This window comes from Pseudarthrobacter sp. SSS035 (assembly GCF_023273875.1).
Classification (GTDB): Bacteria; Actinomycetota; Actinomycetes; order Actinomycetales; family Micrococcaceae; genus Arthrobacter.
The window spans coordinates 3,564,454-3,587,962 of sequence record NZ_CP096882.1; the positions used below are offsets into that span (position 1 = coordinate 3,564,454).

17 protein-coding genes and 2 tRNA genes are annotated in these 23,509 nt (G+C 65.6%); 12 read left to right on the forward strand and 7 right to left on the reverse strand.

All coding sequences use genetic code 11. From position 1 onward, the window contains the following. Window positions 1-2: 2 nt before the first annotated feature. On the reverse strand, window positions 3-1,259 hold the full coding sequence (locus MUN23_RS16505; RefSeq protein ID WP_248759813.1) for a macrolide 2'-phosphotransferase: 1,257 nt from the start codon (window positions 1,257-1,259) through the stop codon (window positions 3-5). 169 nt (window positions 1,260-1,428) lie between these two features. On the opposite strand from MUN23_RS16505, the gene nudC reads away from it, so the two are divergent. From nudC to MUN23_RS16520, 3 genes are all read left to right on the forward strand, one after another. Then, a complete protein-coding gene (nudC, locus tag MUN23_RS16510; RefSeq protein WP_248759815.1) occupies window positions 1,429-2,451 on the forward strand; it encodes an NAD(+) diphosphatase in 1,023 nt (340 codons plus the stop codon). 68 nt (window positions 2,452-2,519) lie between these two features. Beyond that, window positions 2,520-4,655: an ATP-dependent DNA helicase UvrD2 gene (locus MUN23_RS16515; RefSeq protein WP_248759817.1), complete on the forward strand. Its 2,136-nt coding sequence runs from the start codon at window positions 2,520-2,522 to the stop codon at window positions 4,653-4,655. Then, on the forward strand, window positions 4,652-5,263 hold the full coding sequence (locus MUN23_RS16520; RefSeq protein WP_248759819.1) for a M48 family metallopeptidase: 612 nt from the start codon (window positions 4,652-4,654) through the stop codon (window positions 5,261-5,263). Before MUN23_RS16515 ends, MUN23_RS16520 begins: the two co-directional genes overlap by 4 nt. Before the next feature lie 25 nt (window positions 5,264-5,288). Here MUN23_RS16520 and MUN23_RS16525 read toward each other — a convergent pair whose 3' ends face one another. Continuing rightward, window positions 5,289-6,710: a zinc-dependent metalloprotease gene (locus MUN23_RS16525; RefSeq protein ID WP_248759821.1), complete on the reverse strand. Its 1,422-nt coding sequence runs from the start codon at window positions 6,708-6,710 to the stop codon at window positions 5,289-5,291. A gap of 131 nt (window positions 6,711-6,841) precedes the next feature. Between MUN23_RS16525 and MUN23_RS16530 the strand changes: the two genes are divergently transcribed. From MUN23_RS16530 to MUN23_RS16550, 5 genes are all read left to right on the forward strand, one after another. Continuing rightward, complete coding sequence (locus MUN23_RS16530) at window positions 6,842-8,035, forward strand: PDZ domain-containing protein (protein ID WP_371875929.1); 1,194 nt, start codon at window positions 6,842-6,844, stop codon at window positions 8,033-8,035. A gap of 136 nt (window positions 8,036-8,171) precedes the next feature. Then, window positions 8,172-11,183, forward strand: coding sequence for a UPF0182 family protein (locus tag MUN23_RS16535; RefSeq protein WP_248759823.1), 3,012 nt, complete (start codon window positions 8,172-8,174; stop codon window positions 11,181-11,183). Between the two features lie 81 nt (window positions 11,184-11,264). Then, window positions 11,265-11,338, forward strand: a tRNA-Met gene (locus MUN23_RS16540). Window positions 11,339-11,484: 146 nt separating this feature from the next. Beyond that, window positions 11,485-11,561, forward strand: a tRNA-Met gene (locus MUN23_RS16545). Between the two features lie 130 nt (window positions 11,562-11,691). Next, window positions 11,692-12,624: a cytochrome b/b6 domain-containing protein gene (locus MUN23_RS16550; RefSeq protein ID WP_248759825.1), complete on the forward strand. Its 933-nt coding sequence runs from the start codon at window positions 11,692-11,694 to the stop codon at window positions 12,622-12,624. On the opposite strand, the gene MUN23_RS16555 is transcribed toward MUN23_RS16550, so the two are convergent. From MUN23_RS16555 to MUN23_RS16565, 3 genes are all read right to left on the reverse strand, one after another. After that, the gene (locus MUN23_RS16555) at window positions 12,614-14,089 is read right to left on the reverse strand and encodes a deoxyribodipyrimidine photo-lyase (protein WP_248759827.1); all 1,476 of its coding nucleotides are present in this window, start codon (window positions 14,087-14,089) and stop codon (window positions 12,614-12,616) included. The genes MUN23_RS16550 and MUN23_RS16555 overlap by 11 nt on opposite strands. A 154-nt stretch (window positions 14,090-14,243) precedes the next feature. Next, entirely contained in the window at window positions 14,244-15,029 is a 786-nt protein-coding gene (locus tag MUN23_RS16560; protein WP_248759829.1) for a PspA/IM30 family protein, read from the reverse strand. A gap of 112 nt (window positions 15,030-15,141) precedes the next feature. Beyond that, window positions 15,142-17,193, reverse strand: a complete 2,052-nt coding sequence (locus MUN23_RS16565) for a TPM domain-containing protein (RefSeq protein ID WP_248759831.1) — start codon at window positions 17,191-17,193, stop codon at window positions 15,142-15,144. A 287-nt stretch (window positions 17,194-17,480) separates the two neighbouring features. Here MUN23_RS16565 and MUN23_RS16570 point away from each other — a divergent pair, with 287 nt between their 5' ends. From MUN23_RS16570 to MUN23_RS16585, 4 genes are all read left to right on the forward strand, one after another. After that, on the forward strand, window positions 17,481-19,061 hold the full coding sequence (locus MUN23_RS16570; RefSeq protein WP_248759833.1) for a S1C family serine protease: 1,581 nt from the start codon (window positions 17,481-17,483) through the stop codon (window positions 19,059-19,061). A 254-nt stretch (window positions 19,062-19,315) separates the two neighbouring features. After that, complete coding sequence (locus MUN23_RS16575) at window positions 19,316-20,116, forward strand: electron transfer flavoprotein subunit beta/FixA family protein (protein WP_248764116.1); 801 nt, start codon at window positions 19,316-19,318, stop codon at window positions 20,114-20,116. Window positions 20,117-20,130: 14 nt separating this feature from the next. Beyond that, window positions 20,131-21,084, forward strand: a complete 954-nt coding sequence (locus MUN23_RS16580; RefSeq protein WP_248759835.1) for an electron transfer flavoprotein subunit alpha/FixB family protein — start codon at window positions 20,131-20,133, stop codon at window positions 21,082-21,084. A gap of 2 nt (window positions 21,085-21,086) precedes the next feature. After that, window positions 21,087-21,866 carry a PIG-L deacetylase family protein gene (locus MUN23_RS16585; RefSeq protein WP_248759837.1) on the forward strand — a complete coding sequence of 260 codons (780 nt, stop codon included), beginning with the start codon at window positions 21,087-21,089 and terminating at the stop codon, window positions 21,864-21,866. A gap of 115 nt (window positions 21,867-21,981) precedes the next feature. Here MUN23_RS16585 and MUN23_RS16590 read toward each other — a convergent pair whose 3' ends face one another. Continuing rightward, a complete protein-coding gene (locus tag MUN23_RS16590) occupies window positions 21,982-22,860 on the reverse strand; it encodes an anti-sigma factor domain-containing protein (protein ID WP_248759839.1) in 879 nt (292 codons plus the stop codon). Window position 22,861: 1 nt separating this feature from the next. Beyond that, on the reverse strand, window positions 22,862-23,470 hold the full coding sequence (sigK, locus tag MUN23_RS16595) for an ECF RNA polymerase sigma factor SigK (RefSeq protein WP_248759841.1): 609 nt from the start codon (window positions 23,468-23,470) through the stop codon (window positions 22,862-22,864). Between the last annotated feature and the right edge of the window lie 39 nt (window positions 23,471-23,509).

Genomic DNA, 23,509 nt, shown 5'->3' on the forward strand with positions numbered 1-23,509 from the left:
GGTCAGTGCTTCCTGACTTCGACGATGCTGATGGCCGCGGTGGACGTGTCCTCGGCGGACCGGCGTACGGACGGTTCGTCGGCCGGTGCTTCGTTGGCCGGATCCTGGCCGGCAGAGTCTTCGTCCGCCGGTGCTTCGTCGGAGCTGATGGGTTCGGCCGGGATAGGGCTGACTTCCACCGCGGGCACCGGAACAGGCTCCACCGACGGGACCGGCACGGGGACGACGGTCACCGCCGGAGCGGCGGCCACACTCACCGCGTGGGACTGGGCTGCCGGGGACCGGGCGGCGTCGTCGGCCGAGGCAGCCGGAGCTGGCAGCGGCTCGACACTGATGGCCTGGCCGCCGTGCTCTTCGACGTCGGCCGCGAGGGTTTCCAGCATGCCTTCGGCTTCGGCAACCATCACCGCGTCGCCGGCAGCGATGCCCTTGACCAGGTATTGCGCCAACGCAAACTCGGCAGACAGGGCAGCTCGCCGGAGCAGGTGCTGGTCCGGGGAGTCGCGGCGGCTCCCGGTGTAGCTGGCAAGAACGGCGTCCACGAAATCCTGTTCGTTCGAGGCAACCAGCCAAGCGAAGTCGTCGGCGGGATCCCCGATCCGCAGGTCCGTCCAGCCCGTAACGGCCGTGACGCGGCCGCTTTCCACGAGCAGGTTGTCCTCATGGAGGTCCCCGTGGACAACGCACGGGTTGAACCGCCACAGTGAGACGTCTTCAAGGGCATGTTCCCAGCGGAGCAGCAGCGACGCCGGGATTTTTCCGGTTGTGGCCGCCTGGTCGAGCTCGTTGAGCCGGCGCTGGCGGAATTCGTTGGGTGTGTAGCTGGGCAGGTCGGCATTGCTGACCAGGGAGTGCGGAAGATCATGGATGGCCGCCAGCGCTGTCCCGATTTCCCGGGCGAGCGCGGCCGGACCCGCGGTGAGTTCTTCCACGCTTTGTGTGCTCCCGGCCAGGTGGGAGTACACAAAGGTGCTGAGATTACCAAGCCGGACGCTGCCGGCCACCGTGGGCATCAGGAAGGGCAGCTCGGCCCGGATGGCCGGAACGAATGCCCGGAGGACGAGGAACTCCGTCTCGAGCCTGGCGCTTGCTTCCGCATGCCGCGGCGACCTGACCCGCCACTGTTTGTCTTCCGAATCCAGCAGCAACGCGGAGTCAAAATCCGCGGGATCGTCCGCAGCGGAGCTAACGGCGGTTGGGGTCAGCCCGGGGACTGCCGCTGTTGCTACGGCTGCCAGTTCGATCGGTTTTCTTCTCACCGTTCCACGGTAGATTGAGTGGCGTCCAAGACAACGATGTGCGGCGGCGAGTCTCCAGATATGCTGCAAAAGTCGGCTCCCTCAGCCCACCCGGAGGGCCACATCACATGTCCCGGCCGAATGTCCCTGCCGAATGTAAATTGTCAGTCCGAGTCAGTACGGTGGACACATGAGTCATGCGGAGTCCGCTATACCGGCCTACCAGCCGCAGGCAGTCCAGCTGCCGGCCAACCACCTGTTCGATACCGTACTGCCGGTCCTCCCGGCTGCCGTGGACCGCGGCTCCGCTGACCGTGTCCGGCCGGGCATGGTTGAGGAGTTGCTGGACAGCGAGCACACGCGGGCAGTGGTCCTTGCCGGGAGGCAGGCCCTGGTGCGGGGTAGCGAGCTTCTACTGCCCGCGGCCGCCCAGTTGCTGGTTGATCTGCGGGACCGTGGCTCAGCCCCGGAACAGGTCATCTATCTTGGCGCCGCGCTGAACGGCTCGGACCTCGCCGCCGGGACCGAAGTGGTCCTTGTCGTCCTTCCCGAACCTGCCGAGCCCGGCACCGCCGGAATCCCGGCCGACGCGCAGTGGGCCGGCTTCCGCGACATCGCCGCCGTCCTGAACCCCACTGATACGGCGTTGTTCGTCGAAGCCAGCGCCATCGCCAACTGGCACGGCGGCCATACGCATTGTCCCCGTTGCGGGGCCCGAACTGCCGTGGAGGCCGGCGGCTGGGTCCGCCGCTGCCCCCAGGACAGCTCGGAACACTACCCCCGGACGGATCCGGCCATTATCGTCACGGTGGTGGGGCCGGACGGACGGCTGCTGCTCGGTGGCGGCGGGCCGGTTGACGCGAAGAATTACTCCACGCTGGCTGGATTCGTCGAACCAGGCGAATCCCTGGAACAGGCCGTCGTCAGGGAAATCCACGAGGAAGTGGGCGTCCGGGTCACGGGCTGCCAGTACTTGGGCTCGCAGTCATGGCCGTTCCCGGCCTCCCTTATGCTTGGATTTACCGCCATCACCGAAGACGCCGTGGCAAAGCCCGACGGCGTGGAGGTAACCCGTGCGCGCTGGTTCAGCCGGGAGGAACTCCAGGACGCCGTGCTCACCGGCGAAATCACCATCTCCAGCCGGCTGTCCATTGCACGCTCGCTGATTGAGCACTGGTATGGCGGCCGGATCATGGACAGCACGGACACCTGACACCCGGAACAGGCATCACCATTGGCCAGACGCCAGTACGTGGCAGTCGCGACAACAGAGCAGCAGAAGTGACCACAGAGAATTTTGACAGTGCAGAGTCCCTTGAGGAACGAATCCTTGGGGGACTTGACGCTGAACAGCGCGAGGTCGCCAGCACGCTGAACGGGCCGCTGTGCGTCCTTGCCGGTGCCGGCACCGGCAAGACCAGGGCCATTACGCACCGGATTGCGTATGGCGTGCACTCAGGGGTGTACAGTCCCCAGCGGCTCCTCGCTGTGACGTTCACGGCCCGGGCCGCCGCGGAAATGCGCAGCAGGCTGCGGGATCTCGGCGTGGGCAATGTCCAGGCGCGCACCTTCCACGCCGCCGCCTTGCGGCAGCTGCAGTTTTTCTGGCCGCAGGCGGTCGGCGGCACGCTGCCCAACCTGCTGGACCACAAGGCCCAGATGATCGCCGAAGCCTCCCGCCGCCTGCGGCTCAGCACTGACCGCGCGTCCATCCGGGACCTCGCCTCCGAAATTGAGTGGGCCAAAGTCTCCATGCTGACCCCGGCCAACTACCTGGAGAACGCGCAGGGCAGGGGAACGCCCGGCGGGTTCGACCTCACCGCCGTCGCCCGGGTCTTCCAGTCCTATGAGGATGTCAAGACGGACCGCAACGTCATTGATTTTGAGGACGTACTCCTGATCACGGTGGGGATTCTGCAGGAGGACCAGAAAGTCGCGGCCACCGTTCGTGAGCAGTACCGGCATTTTGTGGTGGATGAGTACCAGGACGTTTCGCCGCTGCAGCAGCGCCTCCTCGAGCTGTGGCTGGGCGGGCGGGACGAGCTGTGCGTTGTGGGCGATGCGAGCCAGACGATCTACTCGTTTACCGGCGCTTCGCCCAAACACCTGCTGGGATTCAAGGCCCAGTACCCTGAGGCCAATGTGGTGAAACTGATCCGGGATTACCGTTCCACGCCGCAGGTGGTCAAGCTGGCCAACGATCTCCTGGCCGCACGGCGTGGCGGCGGGCCGGTGGCCGATGCTGCCTGGGCAGCTCCGCTGCAGCTGGTGGCGCAGCGGCCGGCGGGGCCTGTCCCACAGTTCACCGAGTGCTCCGACGATGAAGCCGAAGCTGCCACGGTCGCCATCAAGATCCAGGAACTGCTCGACGCCGGCACTCCCGCCAGCCAGGTGGCTGTCCTTTTCCGCACCAACGGGCAGTCCCAGGCCTACGAACAGGCGCTTGCGGCCGCCGGCATCAGTTACCAGCTGCGCGGTGGTGAGCGCTTCTTCGCCCGCAAGGAAGTGCGCGACGCCATCCTCCAGCTGCGCGCGGCAACCAGGGCCGTCGCAGAAACCGCGACGCCGGAACCGCTCGGCCAGCTGGTCCGCGATATCGTGGCCTCGCTCGGCTACACGGACGCCCCGCCCCACAACGGCGGCGCGCTGCGCGAACGCTGGGAGTCCCTGGCAGCGCTGGTGGCGCTCGCGGACGAGCTCGTCCACGTCCGCGGCGAGCAGTTCAGTCTCAGTGACTTTGTAAATGAACTCCAGGAACGGTCGCTGGCGCAGCACGCTCCCACTGTCCAGGGCGTAACGCTTGCATCGCTGCACGCCGCGAAGGGCCTCGAATGGGACGCCGTGTTCCTGGTGGGCCTGTGCGAAGGCCTGATGCCCATTTCCTTCGCGGACACACCCGAATCCGTGGATGAGGAGCGCCGGCTGCTCTACGTGGGCATCACCCGCGCCCGCGAGCACCTGTCCCTGTCCTGGTCCACGGCACGGACACCGGGCGGCCGGGCCAACCGGAAACCCTCACGCTTCCTCGACGGGCTCCGGCCCAACTCGGTGGCCAGCTCCAGCGCACGCGGAAAAGGGCCGGCGCCACGCCGGAAATCGGCGGCCCCGGCCACCTGCAGGGTCTGCGGGAGCATGCTGGCCAGCGGCGCCGAACGCAAGGTGGGCCGCTGCAACGACTGTCCGCCCAGCTACGAAGAGCAGACATTCGATGCCCTTCGGCAATGGCGGAAGAAAATAGCACTGGCGGCCGAGGTGCCGGCATTTGTGGTTTTCACGGATGCCACGCTGACGGCCATCGCAGAGGCCAAACCGTCCACCTTGGAGGAACTCGCGGCACTGGCCGGCGTGGGTCCGTCCAAACTGGAACGCTACGGCGAAGACGTGCTGCGGGTGCTCGTCGAAAGCACCACCCTGTGACCCGCCGGCCGGCAGGACAGGACACCCTTCCCGTCACCACGGCGGACGGATCACCGGTTGAGGTGCGGCGGTCGGCCCGCCGGACCAGGACCGTGGCTGCCTTCTGGGAGAACGGGACGGCAGTGGTGGCCATTCCGGCCCGGTTCACCGCCGCGCAGGAGTCGGAATGGGTGCACCGCATGCTGGAGAAGCTGCACCGCCAGGGGGAGCGGCGCTCCCGCAAAGGAAGCAAACAGCCGGCCACTGATACTGCCCTGGCCACCCACGCCGCAGCCCTTTCGGCCCGGTACTTCGGCGGCAGGGCAGTCCCGACGTCGGTCCGTTGGGTCAGCAACCAGAACTCGCGCTGGGGCTCCGCAACGCCGTCGGAAGGATCCATCCGGCTCTCCGACAAGCTCCGGCCCATGCCGCAGTGGGTCATCGACTATGTCCTCCTGCATGAGCTCGCGCACCTGCTGGTGGCCGGGCACAACGCCGCGTTCTGGAAGCTGTTGGAGGCTTACCCCGACACGATGCGGGCCAAGGCTTTCCTGGAAGGCGTCTCGTTCGCCACCTCCCGGGGCCTGACCGCGGGAAGCAATGATTCAGAGCCCGCCGACGCCGACTAGCGGGGTCGTCCACCCCTCGGTCTAGCTAACCCTTGGGCTGCTCACCGTCGCCGGCGGGCTGGTCGCCGTCGTCACGGCCTTCGGAATCATCCTGCGGCGCGTTGTCGAAGCCGCCGCTCAGCAGCTTCTGCAGGGCGTCGTCCACTTCGCTGTCGCTGGCCTCGGCCAGCTGGCGGCGGCCACTGAACCCCTGCGGGTCATCGAGGTCCTCGGCGGTGGGGAGAAGGTCCGGGTGCTGCCAGATGGCATCGCGTCCGGCAATGCCCCGTTCGTCCTTCAGCGTGGCCCACAGCGTGGCAGCCTCGCGCAGGCGGCGGGGGCGCAGTTCGAGTCCCACCAGGGAAGAGAAAGCGTGTTCCGCCGGACCGCCTGTGGCACGGCGTCGCCGGACTGTTTCCCGGAGCGCACCGGCGGAGGGCAGCAGTTTCTCTGTGGCCGAAGCGGTGAGCTCGTCCACCCAGCCTTCAACGAGGGCCAGGGCCGTCTCAAGTTTTTCAAGCGCCTGCTCCTGAGCAGGGGTCCGCTGCGGCATGAAGACACCTTGGGACAGCGCTTCCTGGATGCCTTCAGGGTTGCTGGGGTCCAGGTCGCGGGCCAGCTCTTCAATCCTGGAAGTGTCGATATGGATGCCGCGGGCGTAGGCCTCGATGGCGCCGAGCAAGTGGCCGCGCAGCCAGGGAACCTGGACAAACAGCCGCGCATGGGCTGCTTCGCGGACGGCCAGGAACAGCCGGATGTCGTTCTCCGGTAGGCCCAGGCCTTCCCCGAACTTGGTCACGTTGGCCGGCAGGAGGGCCATTTCCAGGTCGGCCAGGGGAACACCGATGTCAGTGGAGCTGACTACCTCGGCGGACAGGGCACCGATCGCCTGCCCCAGCTGCATCCCAAAGATCGCGCCGCCCATGTTCTGCAGCATGGACGAAGCACCGCCCATCATGGACTTCATCTCTTCGGGCATCTGTTCGGTCATGGCGCTGGAGAGCGCGTTGGCGATGCTGTTGGCTACGGGCTCCGTCAGCCGCTTCCATGTTCCAAGTGTGGCTTCCACCCACTCGGCACGCGACCACGCACGGCCGATCAGGCCGGTGGCAGGAAGCTCGGTCACGGGATCGAGCCACAATTCGGCCAGCCGCAGTGCCTCGTCGACTTCGCGGGTCTGCAGGGACGTGACGGACGGGTCGGCGCTGCTGGCAGCGACCCGGCGGGCGTTCTCGTGCGCGAGCTGCCAGTTGACGGGCCCTTCGGAAGGGGCGCTCATCATGGCCTGCACCTGGGAGAACATCTGGGCCAGGAGATTGGGGTCGTTCGGCAGGCCGGCTGCCTTTGCGAGTTCGGCGGGGTCGAAGTTTTCCATGCCCTTGCCGCCCATCAGGTTCTGCAGCATCTCGGTCAACGGATCCTTCGGCGTATCGTCGCCGTTGGACGGATTGAGTGGGTTGGAGGTCATGATCCCGCCGATCGTCGGTGTGACTGTTCACTTCACGGTACCCCGGGCAGGGGCGGCTGTCTGCCGGACAGGCGTCACGTTCGCTGTAGGCAAAGAGCTGGCCGGGGGCGGCACCGCGTAGTGTTGATTCAGTGACTACAACCCGCGGCGATCATCCGCATGAGGACCACGCTCCAGAGCTCGACGCCGGCACCACAGCGAGTGCCGCAGCGCCCGGAAAGGGTATAGTCGGCCCCCCGCCAACAGGGCAGAATGACCCCCGCAGCTCCCCGCCCGGGGACCGGCGGGTGTCCGTGATGATGCTTTCCGGCGTCCTGGCGCTGGGACTGGGGATCGCGGCCGTCACCGTACCGGTGCCTTATGTTGTGGAATCGCCCGGACCAACCTTCAACACCCTCGGCCAGAGCCAGGGCAGCCCTGTCATCAGCGTGACGGGCCGCGAAACCTATCCCGCCAAGGGAAATCTGGACCTGACCACCGTTTATGTCGACGGCGGTCCCAACGGCCCGGTGAGCGTCCTGGGTGCCTTCACCGCCTGGCTGGACAGGTCCAAGTCCGTTCATCCGGTGGAGATGCTTTACCCCAGCGGCACCACAAAGGAGGAGGCTGACGAGCAGAGCTCCGTGGCCATGACGTCGTCGCAGGAGAATGCGGTGGCATCAGCACTCAAGGAGCTCAACATTCCCTTCGGCCAGCAGCTCCAGGCCGCGGGGCTGCCCGATGGTTCGCCGTCCGCCGGCAAGGTTGAAAACGGCGACATCTTCGAATCGATCAACGGCAAACCCATCACATCGCTCGCCGTAGTGCAGGAGGAACTGGCCGCAGGCCAGGGAGCGCCGGCCACCCTGGTGGTGCAGCGCGCAGGGGAATCCGTCACTCAGACCATCACCCCCATGAACAACGGTGCAGGCCGCTACATTCTCGGAGTCATGCTCAAGTACCTGTTCACGTTTCCGTTCGACGTGAAGATTTCACTGGACAAGGTTGGCGGACCCAGTGCCGGGTTGATGTTTTCGCTGGGCATCATCGACACCGTGACGCCGGGGGACCTGACTGGCGGCAAACATGTCGCCGGAACGGGGACCATCACCCCCGACGGCACCGTAGGTCCCATCGGCGGCATCCGGCAGAAGATGCTGGGCGCGCGTGCCGGGGGAGCCACCGTATTCCTCGCCCCGGCAGAAAACTGCGACGAAGTTGTGGGCCATGTGCCGGAGGGACTTCAGGTGCTCAAAGTGGAGAACATCGCAGAGGCGCGTCACGCCGTCGAACTCGCCGGATCCGGGCAGGACACGGGCGCTTTGCCGGTCTGCGCCAGCAACTAGACTGAGGCCAGGAACTAAGCTTTACCGCCACTCGTGGCAGATATGACGGACGTTGCCACACGCTTGACCGGTGCCGGACGTCAACCGCACGCACGCTTCTCATGTAAACCTGACGACCAGCTATGAGGTACCGAGTTTGTCCCGTCCTACCAGCCCCATCCCGCCCGGAAGACCCCCCTCGCGACGCGGTGCCCTAACGCCCACGCTGATTGTTGTTGCCATCGCAGTGGTGGGCTTCATCTTCTTCGCCAATGTGTGGACTGACGTCCTCTGGTACCGGCAGCTCGGCTACTTCGAAGTGTTTGTGACAGAAAACCTCTCGCGGATCGGGATCTTCCTCGCCGGCTTCGCGCTTATGTTTGTGGCCGTCTTTTTTGCCATCCGGGTTGCCTACCACGCACGGCCCGTGTACGCGCCGGACTCCGAGATGCGCGACAACCTGAACCGCTACCAGGCCCAGCTTGAACCGGTCCGCCGCGTCGTTATGGTGGGCCTGCCCATCCTGTTCGGGCTGTTCGCGGGCAGCGCCGCGGCCAGCCAATGGCAGAAAGTGCTGTTGTTCTTCAACCAGGAACCGTTCGGCCAGAGCGATCCTGAGTTCGGCCTGGACATCAGCTTCTACCTCATGACTCTTCCGTTCCTGGGATTCGTCACAGGCTTCCTGATCAGCGTGGTTGTGGTGGCCGGCATCGCCGGAATCCTCACGCACTACCTCTACGGCAGCATCCGGCTGATGGAACGCGGCGTGTTCACCAGCCGCGCGGCACAGATCCACCTCGCGGTAACCGGCGCAGCCTTCCTGATCCTGCTCGGCGCAAACTTCTGGCTGGACCGCTACGCCGCCCTGCAGGGCAACGGCGGGCGCTGGGCCGGTGCGCTGTATACGGACGTGAACGCCGTGATCCCCACCAAGGCGATCCTCGCCGTGGCGGCGGGGCTCGTGGCCATCCTCTTTATCGTTGCGGCGGTGATTGGCCGCTGGCGCCTGCCGGTCATCGGCACGGCCATGCTGATCATCACCTCGATCCTGGCCGGAGGCGTGTACCCCTGGGTTATCCAGCAGTTCCAGGTGCGGCCTTCCGAGCAGACGTTGGAGAAGGACTTTATCCAGCGCAACATCGAGATGACTCGGGCGGCCTACGGCCTGGACCAGATTCAGGTGGACCGCTATGACGCGACGAACACTGCCAGCACCGGGGCGCTGGCCCCGGACGCCCAGACCACGGCCAACATCAGGCTCCTGGACCCCAACCTGATCTCCGATGCGTTCTCCCAGCTGGAGCAGTACCGCCCGTACTACCAGTTCCCGGAGGCACTGAACGTCGACCGCTACGAGGTTGACGGCAAGATCCAGGACACGGTCATCGCCGTGCGCGAGCTGAACCCGGCGAACGTTGCCACCAACCAGCAGGGCTGGCTCAACCAGCACGTCGTCTACACCCACGGCTACGGCGTGGTGGCGGCCAAGGGAAACAAGTTCACCGTCGACGGCAAGCCGGAGTTCCTCCAGTCGGGTATCCCGTCCACCGGTGTACTTGGCGATGACTCCACCTACGAGCCGCGGATCTACTTCGGCGAAGACTCCCCGGAGTACTCCATTGTCGGGGCGCCTTCGGGATCACCTCACCGCGAACAGGACAGGCCTTCCGGCAAGGAAGGGGACGGGGAAACCCAGTACACCTTTACCGGCAACGGCGGGCCCAACGTGGGCAGCTTCTTCAACAAGGTCCTGTACTCCATCAAGTTCCAGTCCTCGGACCTCCTCCTCTCCGACGGAGTTAACGCCGAATCCCAGATCCTGTACGACCGCAGTCCGCGTGACCGCGTGGAGAAGGTTGCCCCGTACCTCACCGTTGACGGCAACTCCTATCCGGCCGTTGTTGACGGCCGCGTCAAGTGGATCGTGGACGGGTACACCACTAGCCAGTACTACCCGTACTCGCAGCAGGAGCAGCTCTCGGCTGCCACCGCGGACTCCCAGACCACTTCAGGCCGGACGGTTGCCCTGCCGAACAGCTCGGTGAACTACATCAGGAACTCGGTCAAGGCCACGGTCGACGCCTATGACGGCTCGGTGACCCTCTATGCATGGGACGATCAGGACCCCGTCCTGAAGGCCTGGCAGAAAGTTTTCCCCACCTCAGTGAAGCCGTACTCGGAGATGTCCGGCGATGTTATGAGCCACGTCCGTTACCCGGAAGACCTGTTCAAGGTGCAGCGGGAGCTCCTGGGCCGCTACCACGTCACGGAACCAGTGAGCTTCTACAAGAGTGACGAAGTATGGAGCGTGCCGAACGATCCCACCGTAGACACTGAAGGGATCAAGCAGCCGCCGTTCTATATGTCACTGCAGATGCCTGACCAGGAAAAGCCGGCCTTCCAGCTCACCTCATCCTTCATCCCGCAGATCGTCAACGGCACTGCCCGGAACGTCCTCTATGGCTTCCTGGCCGCCGACTCTGACGCCGGAAACGAGAAGGGCGTCAAAGCTGAAAGCTACGGCAAGCTGAGGCTGCTGCAGATTCCGCCGGAAACACAGGTTCCCGGGCCAGGCCAGGCCCAGAACAAGTTCAACTCAGATCCCACGGTGTCCCAGGCTTTGAACCTTCTGCGGCAGGGTGCCTCCGAAGTGCTCAACGGCAACCTGCTGACACTGCCTGTGGGCGGCGGCATTCTGTATGTCCAGCCGGTTTACCTCAAGTCGACCGGTGAGACGTCCTACCCCACACTGCAGCGTGTGCTGGTGGCCTTCGGCGACAAGGTCGGCTTTGCGCCGACCCTCGACGGAGCCCTGAAGCAACTCTTCGGCGGCGACTCCGGCGCTGCCGCGGGCGACTCCGGCAACACCGGCCAGACCCCGCCTGCTCCTGGCACAACACCGCCGGTGAGTGCAGGTGCCCAGGCAGACCTGAAGGCCGCGCTGGATGAGGCCAACGCCGCCATCAAGGCGGGCCAGGCAGCCCTGGCGGCTGGCGACTTTGCAGCCTACGGGGAAGAGCAGAAGAAGCTCGCGGCGGCCCTGCAGAAGGCTATTGACGCCGAGGGCAAGATCCCGGCGCCGGCCCCTGAAGCGACTCCGTCGCCCGGGGCGACGCCGTCGCCGGAAGCCACACCGACGGCGACGCCCTCGCCGGCGGCCAGCAACTAAAGGGGTTTGACCCAGCGAGACGCACATCACGCCATCAGGATTTGGCCTCCCGTTCACCGAACGGTAGAGTTGATCTTGCGACGCGGGGTGGAGCAGTTCGGTAGCTCGCTGGGCTCATAACCCAGAGGTCACAGGTTCAAATCCTGTCCCCGCAACTGGCGAAAAGTCCGGATTCTGGAAACAGAATCCGGACTTTTTGGTTTAAGCGCACCTGCCCTAAGCCGGGAGTCCGGGGTTGTGGCGACCCTCAATCGCGATTGGTTTTTACCTACTCCAAAGTACGGTAGTGTTGATCTTGCGACGCGGGGTGGAGCAGTTCGGTAGCTCGCTGGGCTCATAACCCAGAGGTCACAGGTTCAAATCCTGTCCCCGCAACCATGTAGAAGACCCCGACCGGCATTACGCCGGCCGGGGTCTTCTTTTGCCCGATTACTCCCGGTTCCTAGTATTCTCGTTCGCAAAGCCATTTGAGCACCTGGTCAGTCATTCTCGAGAGGAATGTTGTTCGATGTCCACACCCACGAAGAAGCCCGGCTCCGCGACGGGCAAGCGGTCCCGACTCTACTGGGGTGTTCCTGCCGTTCTTGTAGCGCTGGTGCTCGTGGTGCTGCTGGCCAAGTGGATGACCGGCCATCCAGCTGTCGCCTCGTTCCTGGCTGACTATCCGGGCCATTCGGAACTGCCTGAGGGCGCGCCCGTGGGATTCCCGGCCTGGCTGGCCTGGCAGCACTTCCTGAACGGCTTCTTCCTGCTGCTCATCATCAGGACCGGCTGGCAGGTGCGGACCACCACGCGGCCCAGCGGCCACTGGACCCGCAACAACAATGGGCTGATCAAGACCAAGAACGCGCCCACCAAGATCACCTTGGAGCTCTGGCTGCACCTGACGCTGGACGCGCTCTGGGTCCTCAACGGCCTGGTGTTCGCCATCCTGCTCTTCGCCAGCGGCCAATGGATGCGGATCGTGCCCACCAGCTGGGACGTCATCCCCAATGCCCTCTCCGCAGCGCTGCAGTACGCCTCGTTGAACTGGCCCACCGACAACGGCTGGGTCAACTACAACGCGCTCCAGCTACTGACGTACTTCGCCACCGTCTTCATTGCCGCACCACTTGCCTTCATCTCCGGCATCCGGACGTCCTCCGCCTGGCCCAAGAAGGCCACGGCCCTGAACAAGGCCTACCCCATTGAGCTCGCGCGGGCCATCCACTTCCCGGTAATGATCTATTTCGTGGCGTTCATCGTGGTGCATGTCTTCCTGGTCCTCGCCACCGGTGCGCTGCGGAACCTGAACCACATGTACGGCGGGAGCGACGACGCCGGCTGGTTCGGCTTCTGGGTCTTCGTCGCCTCGGTTGCCGCCATGGTGGCAGCCTGGTTCCTGGCCCGTCCCCTCTTCCTTCGCCCCATCGCCTCCCTGATGGGCAAAGTCAGCCGCTGATTTCCGGGCCGGTGACGTCGTCCTGGCCTTGCTGGTCCTCCCGAAGCTTCTGGTAGGTGGCCAGCGCACGCTCCCTGGACTCGGGCAGTCCCACCACGGGGGCGGGGTAGCCCTGGACATCGGGCTGCGTCCACGGTTCGTGGATGGCCCTGCGGTCCATCCACGCCAGCTCCGGAATGAACTCGCGAAGGTACCGGCCCTCGGCGTCGAACTTCTTGCTCTGCGTCACCGGGTTGAAGATCCTGAAGTACGGGGACGCGTCGGCGCCTGAGCCCGCCACCCATTGCCAGTTAGCGGGGTTGCTGGCAGCATCGGCATCCACCAGGGTGTCCCAGAACCACGCCTCGCCCAGGCGCCAGTCGGCCAGGAGGTTTTTGACGAGGAAGGACGCCGCGGCCATCCGGACCCGGTTATGCATCCAGCCCGTCTGCCACAGCTGCCGCATCCCCGCGTCCACCAGCGGGTAGCCGGTCCGGCCCTGCTGCCAGGCGCCCAGTTCCGCCGCGGTGGGTTGCTGCCATTCGAACCGGTCGAAGTCCGGCCGATAGTTTCGGGTAGCCAGCTGGGGATTGGCGTAAAGCAGCTGCCAGCAGAACTCCCGCCAGCCCAGCTCGGACCGGAAGATCCCGACGTCGGGCGTCGCCTCCCGGGGGAAGCGGCGGCGGAGCTCATGCCAGACGCGGAACGGGCTGATTTCACCAAAACGGAGGTGGGGGGACAGCCTGGACGTGCCTTCCACTCCGGGTACGTCGCGCCCGGTGCCGTACTCCTGTGCGGGCCCGTCCAGGAAGTCCTCAAGCCTGCTGTGCGCCCCGGCCTCCCCGGGCTCCCAGGTCTCAGCCAGTCCGCCGCTCCAGTCCGGCAACACGGGCAGCAGTGACCACTCCGCCAGTGTGTCGCTGCCAGCCGGGTTCTTCGACCCGGCAGCGGCAGGGGAGGGCAGAGCGGCCGGGGCATCCAGCGGGCGGCGTGGCTCGCCGGACGCTGTGCAGGCCCGCCAGTAGGGCGTGAACACCTTGTAGGGTCCGCCGCTGCCGGTGGTGATGGTCCACGGCTCGAACAGCAGGTTGGCCTGGAAGCTGGCGGCTTCGATGCCGTTCTCCGCCGCCCAGGCCTTGATGTCCGCGTCCAGGGACCGCTCGGGACCGCCGTAGCGGCGGTTCCACAGCACGTGCTTTGCGCCGGTCTCCGCAGCCAGGTCCCGGATCACACGGCTGGCAGGTCCACGCCTGAGGATGAGTGCGGAACCGGCCTCAGCAAGCGCCCCCGCCAACGATGTCAGCGAGTGGTGCAGCCACCAGCGGGCCGCGCCTCCCAGGGGACGGATTCCGGGGGATTCCTCGTCGAGAATGTAGACCACGGTGAGCGGCAGGCCGAGTTCGACCGCGTGGGACAGAGCGGGGTTATCGTCCAGTCGAAGGTCATCACGGAGCCAGACAATGGAGGACGCAACGGGGGAGACCATGTCCTCCACGCTACACATCCGCGACAGCGGCCGCACGGACGTTTGCACTACGGGTTGCACTGCCGTTTGCAGGTTTCTGTCCGGGCATAGCAGTGGCCGGGGTTCGTGATGAACCCCGGCCACTGCTGGCCCGCTCAGCGGCGGATCCGGCTGGCTACAGCTTGTCGAAGTCGGCTTCGTCGACTGTGGACTCGGACCTCGCGCCGGAAGCGCCGATGGCCGGCTTGGCCCCGCCGGACTTCAGGGCTGCCAGGCGTGCTTCGATTTCCACCTGCTCGCCGAGGTCTTCCAGCTGGTTGAACTGGGCGTCCAGGCTCGACGCGGCAAGCTCCTGCTGGCCGCGGACCTTGGCCTCTTCGCGGCGGATTTTCTCTTCGAAGCGGCCAACTTCGCTGGTGGGATCCATGAAGTCGATGCTCTTGATGGCGTCGTGCACCTGCGACTGTGCCGCGGCCGTCTTGGAGCGCGCAACCAGCTCGTTGCGCTTGCTAGTGAGCTCGTTGAGCTTGCCCTTCATCTGGTCCAGGCCCGACTTGAGCTTGTCCACTACCTCGGTCTGCGAGGCGATGCTCGGCTCAGCACCCTTGGCTTCGCTTTCCGCGGACATCTGGCGCTGCAGCGCTACCTTCGCGAGGTTGTCGAACTTCTCGGCGTCTACGCTGTCGCCGGCGCTGCGGTATTCGTCAGCCTTGCGAGATGCGGCAAGGGCCTTGTTGCCCCAGTCCTGGGCATTCTTGATGTCCTCGCGGTAGTCATCCTGGAGCATACGCAGGTTGCCGATGGTCTGGGCTACGGCGGACTCAGCCTCCGCAATGTTGTTGGTGTAGTCCCGGACCATCTGGTCCAGCATCTTCTGCGGATCCTCAGCGTTGTCCAGCAAAGTGTTGATGTTTGCCTTTGCCAGCTGTGCGATCCGGCCGAAAATGGACTGCTTAACCATGGTGTTACCTTTCGTCCTGCTCAATGGTGGCCACTGAGATCAGTGAACAGTTGTTGTACCGCTTCTTTTCGCCGGCAGGTTGGTTCCTGTCGGCGTCTAGCCTTTTGTCGGATCAGAAACTTCCCGAGTCTCCGCCGCCGAAATCTCCGCCGCCGAAGTCCCCTCCGCCGGAGTCACCGCCCCAGCCGCCGCCGCCGTCGCTGTGGCCTCCGCCCCAGCCTCCGCCGCTGCCGCCGTTGAGGATGGAGTTGATGAGGATACCGCCAAGGATGGCGCCCCCGAGGCCGCCGCCGCCTCCGCCGCGCCCGCCGAACATGCCACCGCCGCCGAAGCCTTGGTTGGCGTAGCCACCAAAGTTGTCGACGTCAGCCTGGGCGAGTTGCGCTGCCTGGGCCGCGAGGGCGTGGGCCTGCTGGGCGTAAGTCAGCGCGGTGACGGGATCGTTGCGCGAGATGGACAGTGCGTAGTCGAGGTTGCGCTGGGACTCGGCGAGCCGTGTACGGGCCTCGGTGCCTACGCCGCCGCGGCGGGCGGTGATGTAGTCCGACGTGGCACTGATCTGCGCCTGCGCCGACATGATGGTCTGCTGCAGCGACGCCTGGGCGCGGCGGGCCTGGTCCTGCTGGTTCCGGATGCCGGTGAGGGACTGGTCCAGGGCCTGATGTGCTGTTTCAACGCGCTGCAGGGTGGCGATGGGATCGATTTTCCCGCCCTGGATTTCGGCTTTGACCTGGCCCAGGGCGGCCTCAACGCCGGCTACCGGGCCGGCGAGTTCTGGGTGTTCGCCGGACTGGATCATGGCTTTCGCCTGCGCGAGGTCCTGGGAGGTTTCGACGACGGCCGCCTCCAGGCCGTTGCGGGCTTCGTCCAGGCTTGTGGACACCTTGGCGATGGCGTCCAGCAGAACGTTGGTCTGGTGCAGGCTTTCTTCAGATGCCCGCACGGCGACTGCTGCAAGGCTTCCCTCGCCTTCGCTGAGCTTCTCCTGGGCGGTGGCCGTGGCATTCTGCACAAAGGCCAGGCGTTCCTTGGCCTGGGTGATGTTGTCAGCGACCTGGACCAGTGCGCTGTCCGCGTACTTGGCGCGCAATGCCGTCAGTGACTGTTCGGCGCTGGCAATCTTGGCATCCGCGTCGTGCGCTCCGGCACTGATGGCGGCCAGTGCCTGCGGGGCGTTCTTCTCGAGTTCGCGGAGCGAGTCGAAGTCGGCCTTTTGCTCCTGGAGCGAGCCGAGCGCCGCCTCTGAGCGGCGGATGATTTCGCCGAGCCAACTGCGCTGCTGTTCTTCCGTGTCCGGGATGTGGTCGTCAAGCTGCTGCTGGAGCTTGAAGGATTCGGTCATGTGGGCTTTGGCTTCGGCCAGGGCCTTCGTGAAGTTCCCCACCGCGGCATCGCCGTACTGGGCTTCCGCGAATCCGAGTTCCTGTTCGCTGGACTTGATGGCGTCGTCGGCCTCGATGATCAGCGAGCCGCTCTTGCGCCGGAGTTCCTCGATGCTTAGTGAAGCCAGCGGATCGAGCTCGGCACCCTGGGGTCCGTAGCTGGCGCTGGACGACAGGGCGGCCTTCTTGCGCCGGTTGCGGAAGTACAGGTAGGCGCCAGCCCCGCCGGCGGCAACTAAGCCCGTGCCAACGAGGATGGCTGCTCCGGCGCCATCACCCGAGGGGACATTGCCGCTGCCGCCGCCTGCTGCATCGCCGATGGCTCCAGCGGTGTCAATGGCAGCCTGGGCGAAGTCCTTCTTGCCGCCAGCCAGGTTGGCCGTGACGGCGTTCTGGCTGATGGCTCCCTGTTTGGACTTGATGGGGCTGGCAGAGTTCAGGACGAAGCTGAATTTGCCGTCATCCTTGGCTATCGCCAGGACGGCGTCGGACCTGCCCATGCCCTTGTTCGTCGCAACGGCCGCGGCCCAGTCAGCTGGAACGGTTGGGTTGGTGAACGTGTCCACAGTCACCACATAGAGGTTGTACTTGTGGTCCTTCAGGAGCTTCTGGATGGCTTCCTGGACTTCGCCGCTGCGGCCGCCGAGAACGTTGGCTTTGTCCACAACGTTCGTTCCGGACGGGATCGGCACCGGATCCTCAGCCCAAGCCGCGCCGGCAGGAACCGCGAGCAGCCCGGTCAGGCCGATCACGGCGAGGATACGTTTGAACTTTGACCGCATTGTGCAACCCTTCAGCACGCCTGACACCGATTCGGGACGAATCAACGTCTCAGAATGCAGCAGCGCCCCCACGCGTGATGTAAAGCCGCAGGTCGCTGTGGCAATTCCTCTTGATTCTATGGTGCACCTTATGGTGCGTCCACACGGACGAATATGCCACCAGCGAAACGCTCGAAAGCGCTGGTGTGCAGGGATTTTCAGTCTCTCAGGAACCTCCCAGCGAACGTTCGCCCCAGTTCCAGCCAGACGGTACATAGTTAATGCAGACGAGGATGAAAGGAAGTCCAATGACTGAAAACCCAACCCAGGGTGCAGCGCCTGAGAACCGGGATCCGGACGAGAACCGGAATCCCGACCAGAAGCCTGCGGAGGTCCGCAGCGACGCTGTCGGTCAGGCTAATCCGACCGAGCAGCTGGACCGCTCCGGGGCCCCCGGGAACCCCACGCAGCCGCTGCCTGGTGCACCCCGTCCGGGTTATCCTCCCCGCGAGCCGTTCTACGGCCAGCAGACACCGGGCCAGCAAGGACTGAGCCAGCAGACCTCCGGTCCGTACGGCGCCGCCCAGCCCAGCGGCCAGCAATACGGCCAGCACGGAGCGCATTCCGCTGTTCCGGGTTATGCAGGCCAGTACAACGCTGCCCCGAACCCGGCCGACGCTCCGCGCCGCAAACCGTCCTTCGGCGTCGGGACCCTGGTGGCAAGCATCCTCGCCGCCGGCCTCGTGGGTGGTGGCGTGGCCACGGTCGGTTCGGGCAACCTCTTCAACAATGGCTCGCCGTCGGCCGCGAGCAGCGGCAGCCAGTCTGAGACCGTGATTGTCAACAACAAGGACGACGTCAACGCCATCACGGCGGCGGCGCTCAAGGCGTCGCCCAGCGTGGTGACCATCAGTGCCACGAGCGGCAGTTCGGGCGGCACGGGCTCCGGCATCGTTATGGACAACGAAGGGCACATCCTGACCAACACCCACGTGGTGACGCTCGATGGCCAGAGCGCCAACGCAGCCCTGGAGGTCCGGACCAGCGCGGGCAAGGTCCTCAAAGCCACACTGGTGGGCACTGACCCCCTTTCTGACCTTGCGGTCATCAAGGTGGACAACGCGTCCGGGCTGACTGCAGCCACGCTCGGTGACTCGGGCAAGCTCAACGTCGGCGACACGGCCATCGCCATCGGCTCCCCGCTTGGCCTGACCGGAACAGTCACTGACGGCATCGTCTCAACCCTGAACCGGACCATCAGTGTGGCGTCCTCGGCGGCACCGAAGGAAGGCGACACTTCGCAGGGCGGCGATCAGGGCTTCCAGTTCGCCCCGCCAAACGGTGGCCAAGGCCAAAGCACCGCCAACCAGGGTTCCATCTCCATCAACGTGATCCAGACTGATGCCGCCATCAACCCCGGCAACTCCGGCGGAGCGCTGGTCAACAGCAAGGGCGAGATCATCGGCGTCAACGTCGCCATCGCGTCCGCCGGCTCCGATTCTTCGACCACCGGCGGAAATATCGGAGTGGGCTTCAGCATCCCCATCAACCACGCAAAACGGGTGGCACAGGAGATCATTGATACCGGCAAGGCCTCCCACGGCCAGTTGGGCGTCAGCGTCAAGGAAAAGTCGTCCAGCAGTTCGTCCTCGGGCTTCTCCGTAGGTGCCGACGTGGCAACGGTCGAGCCGAATTCAGCTGCCGCAAAGGCCGGAATCAAGGTGGGCGATGTGGTGATCAAGTTCAACGACCTGGTCATCAGCGAGCCTAACCAGCTCACAGCGGCCGTCCGTGAGCAGGCCGGCGGCTCCACCGTCAAGCTCACCGTCCTGCGCAACGGCCAGGAGCAGACGCTGGACGTCACGCTCGGCACCGCGGCGGACCAGTAGGCCTGAACAGCAGAGCGCACGGCAAACAATCAACGACGACGGCGGAGGTCACCAAAGGTGATCGCCGTCGTCGTCGTACGTGTTCGCCGCGCGCCCGGGCAGCGCCGTGACACAGGCGTTAACGGGACGGCAACGGTGGGCGGCTATATGGTTAGCTAGGATCTACCCGTACCCCGGGCGTTCCGAGGCCATGACCCCATCCGGCTGGCTGTCCACAAGCATGGAAGGCTGCTGTAAAAACAGTGGAAGAGACATTGAAGATCATCGTCCTGGTCAAGCATGTACCGGACGCACAGTTCGACCGACACCTCACTGGCGAGGGCTACACCACGGACCGTGACGAAAGCATCCTTTCCGAGCTGGACGAATACGCGCTGGAGGCGGCTTTGCAGCTGGCTGAGGCCCGCGGTGGGGCCAAGGCCGGCAACCAGGTCATTGCGCTGAGCATGGGCGCGTCCGGTGCCGTGAACGCGGTGAAGAAGTCGCTCCAGATGGGCGCCACCGAAGGTGTGCACCTCACGGACAGTGCACTGGCCGGCTCAGACGCCGCCGCCACGTCGCTCGCGCTCGCGGCCGCCATCCGCCATATTGGCACCGGCGCGCCGGTGGACCTTGTCCTCACGGGCATGGCGTCCACCGACGGAGAAACGTCCCTGGTCCCGGCCCAGCTGGCCGAGCGCCTCGGTCTGCCGCAGGTCACCTTCGCGTCCTCGCTGACGGTCGACGGTGGCCGGCTCACCGCGCGCCGCGACGCCGACACCTACTCGGAGACCGTCGAAGCAACGCTTCCCGCGGTGGTCTCTGTGACGGACCAGATCAACGAGCCGCGCTACCCCAACTTCAAGGGCATCATCGCGGCCAAGCGCAAGAGCATCACCACCCTGTCCCTGGCCGACATCGGAGTCGATCCCGCGCACGTGGGCCACGCCGGATCCTGGACCACGGTGACCGCTGCCGTGGAACGCCCGCCGCGCACCGCCGGAACCATCATCACCGACGAAGGCGACGCCGGCATCAAGCTCGTCGACTTCCTGGCCGCCCAGAAGCTGCTCTAAGAGGGATCACAGACATGGCAAACGTACTCGTATTCATTGACAACCCCGGCGATGCCCTGAAGAAGAGCACCCTCGAACTGCTCACCCTGGGACGTTCCCTCGGAGAGACCGCTGTTGCCGTGAACGGCGATCTGCATCAGGATGTTTCGGCCACGCTCGCCGAATACGGCGTCACCGCCGTTTTCCGGCCCTCCGCCCAGGACCTGGATGACTATCTGGTCTCGGCGAAGGCAGCCTATCTCGCGGCCGCCGCGGGTGCCGCCGGTGCCGGCACGGTCCTCCTGGACAACTCGCCCGAAGGCAAAGAGATCGCGGCACGGCTCGGCATCCGGCTGAACGCCGGCGTCATCACCGACGTTGTGGCGGTCGACGCCGACGGTACAGCCCACAAGTCGGTCCTCGCGGGGTCCTACACCACCTCAGCCAGGGCCACCACGGCGATTTCCGTGCTGACGGTGAAGGCCAACAACGTCATGCCGGAGCCGGCATCCGTGGCTTCCGCCCCGGAGACGTCCACCGTCGAAGTTCCGGCCGACGGTACGGCCACGGCGGCCCGCGTCACCGCCCGCGAGCAGAAGGCCGCCAGCGGCCGCCCGGATCTGTCGGACGCCCGCATCGTGGTGGCGGGCGGACGCGGAGTGGACGGCGACTTCGGCCCCCTGGAGCAGCTTGCGGACGCCCTCGGTGCCGCCGTCGGGGCCTCCCGTGCAGCCACGGACGCCGGCTGGATCAGCCACGACGCCCAGGTGGGCCAGACCGGCAAGACCGTGTCGCCCCAGCTCTACATCTCGGCCGGCATTTCCGGTGCCATCCAGCAGAAAGCCGGGATGCAGACAGCGAAGGTCATCGTGGCCGTGAACAAAGACGCCGAGTCGCCGATTTTCGAAATCGCCGATTTTGGCATTATCGGGGACCTCTTCGACGTCCTTCCGCAGGCCACCGAAGAAATCAAGAAGCGAAAAGGCTGACCTTGGCGCACTCCGCTGCCCCGGCACAGAGCCCGTTCAACCCGGACATCCACCGGATTGGGCGGGTGCTCTGTTTCGCCGCCCATCCGGACGACATCGACTTCGGTGCGGCCGGCACCATCGCCGCTTGGACGGCCGCGGGAATCCACGTCAGCTACTGCATCATGACCGACGGCGACGCGGGCGGCTTCGACCCGGCGCAGCGGGCCGAGATCATCGCCCTCAGGGCGGCCGAGCAGCGCCGGGCAGCCGAACTCGTGGGCGTGACCGACATCCACTACCTCCATGAGCGCGACGGCTACCTGGAACCGACGCACGAGGTGATGAAAGGTGTGGTGAAGCTGATCCGGGAAGTCCGTCCCGACGTCGTGCTCGCCATGCATCCGGAACGGAACTGGAACCGCCTCCAGAAGAGCCACCCGGACCACCTTGCCGTGGGGGAGGCCGTGACCCGGGCTGTATACCCTGCGGTCGAAAACCCGTTCGCTTATCCGGAGCTGGCCGCGGCAGGCCTCGTGGCCTACAAGCTGCCGTGGCTGTGGCTCTATGCCGGACCGGACGAGCGGGAGAACCACTTTGTGGATGTCACCGACCATGTGGACGCCAAGCTCGACGCGATCCACGTGCACGTGAGCCAGCATCCCGACGTTGCGGCCATGGAAGCAGCGGTGCGGAACGGCATGCACCTGAACGCGCGGCGTGCGGGCTTTGCTGAGGGCCGCAGCGCCGAAGCCTTCCACGTGGTCGCCGTCAACGGCCCGGGGACCATCGCCGGATTCTAGGACGTCCGCGGCCGCGGATTTCCCCATGAGTTTTTTGTCCAGATAACGTGCCCTAAACGCGGTTTGAACCACGTTATCTGGACAAAAACTCGGGTATGGGACAGGAACCGGGGGCTCAGGCGCCCAGCGGTGCGGCAGCCACGGTGGGGAACGTCGGCGTAGCCGAACCGCCCACGGGCTCCACGGTGATGCCGAGCGCTGCAGCGGATGCTATGCCCTTCACCACGGCAGGCTTTGACAGGGCTGCCTCGTCCATCAGGCCCTGGGATACCGGTGCCGAGCCGTCCTTCGGGATCAGCCACATCTGGTAAACCTTGCCGGCCGGCGGCGCGGGTACACCGTTCATCTTGACCACCACGGCATCCCGCGACGACGAAATCAGCACGGTGGCAGTTCCGCCGGCGGAGACGGGTACGGAGGCTTCGCGGACGTCGCCGGCCCGGACGACCTGGTTCAGGGGGTCGTTCTGGTCCGTGATGTAGGCACCCACGCCCACGCCACCGAGGGCGATTACGGCGGCGGCTGCGACCGCGGTGAGCCAGCGGCGGGCGCCGGCGGGCCGGCGTCGTTCTTCCCTGCGGACCCTGGCAGCGGCGAGCTCATCCATGGCTTCTGCCGGCGCCTGTGCGGACGGCGTGGCTGCCGCGGCAGGCGCAGCAATGACTTCGGTGGGCGAATCGGCCGGCAGCTGCGCGAGCGACGGCAACTGCGACACGATTCGTGCGAAAAGATCCGCGGGAGGTTCCGCCTCAGCCGTAAAGGACGCCGCGAGAGTCTCCCTTGCCTGGCGGACACGCTCAAAGAAGGCGCTGCGCTCGGCGTCGGGCGCGGCGGAGATGTAGCGGTCTATGGCGGCGCGTTCGGCATCGCTGATCGCGTCCAGGGCATAGAGCTCGGCGAGATCCACGGCCCGCCCGCATTCCAGGTCGGCGGCGATCTCAGTTCCGAACGAGCCTGGACGGCGGGTGCCTCCCTGACTATTCATTTCTGTCATCTCAACTCACCCCCAGACAGGTCTTCAAGCGGATCAGTCCGTCGCGGATGCGGGACTTGATGGTGGGTACTGCTGCGTTTAGCTTTTCCGCGACTTCGCGGTAGGTGAGGCCGCCGTAGTAGGCCAGCCGCACGGATTCCTGTTGTGTTTCGGTCAGTGTTTCCAGGCACCGGACCACCGCCTCGGCTTCGAGCCTGCTGTCCACCTCGGCGGAGACGGAGTCGTGGTCCACGTCCTGGCTGCTGGCGCCGTATTTGGCCTCTCGGTCGGTGGCCGACTGCGAGGAACGGACCTTGTCCACGGCCCGGCGGTGTGAAATGGTCATCAGCCACGACAGCGGACTGCCTGCTTCCGGGTTGAACTTCGCGGCGTTCTGCCAGACCTGGAGGAAAACCTCCTGCGTGGCGTCTTCGCTGAGTTCGGGATCGATGAGCACTCGCCGCGCCATGCCGAACACCCTGCGCGATGTCAATTGGTAGAACGCGGCAAACGCGGCTTGGTCGCCGCCGGCTATGCGGGCGAGCAGCCCGGCCAAGCGCTTGCTGAGATCCGCCGGTGAGTCAGTGACTGCGGCCGGGGCCTCGGAGTTTGGCGCGTTGGGAGTTTCCATCACTACCCAGCATAAGTCGCCCGGCGGTGAAACCCGAGC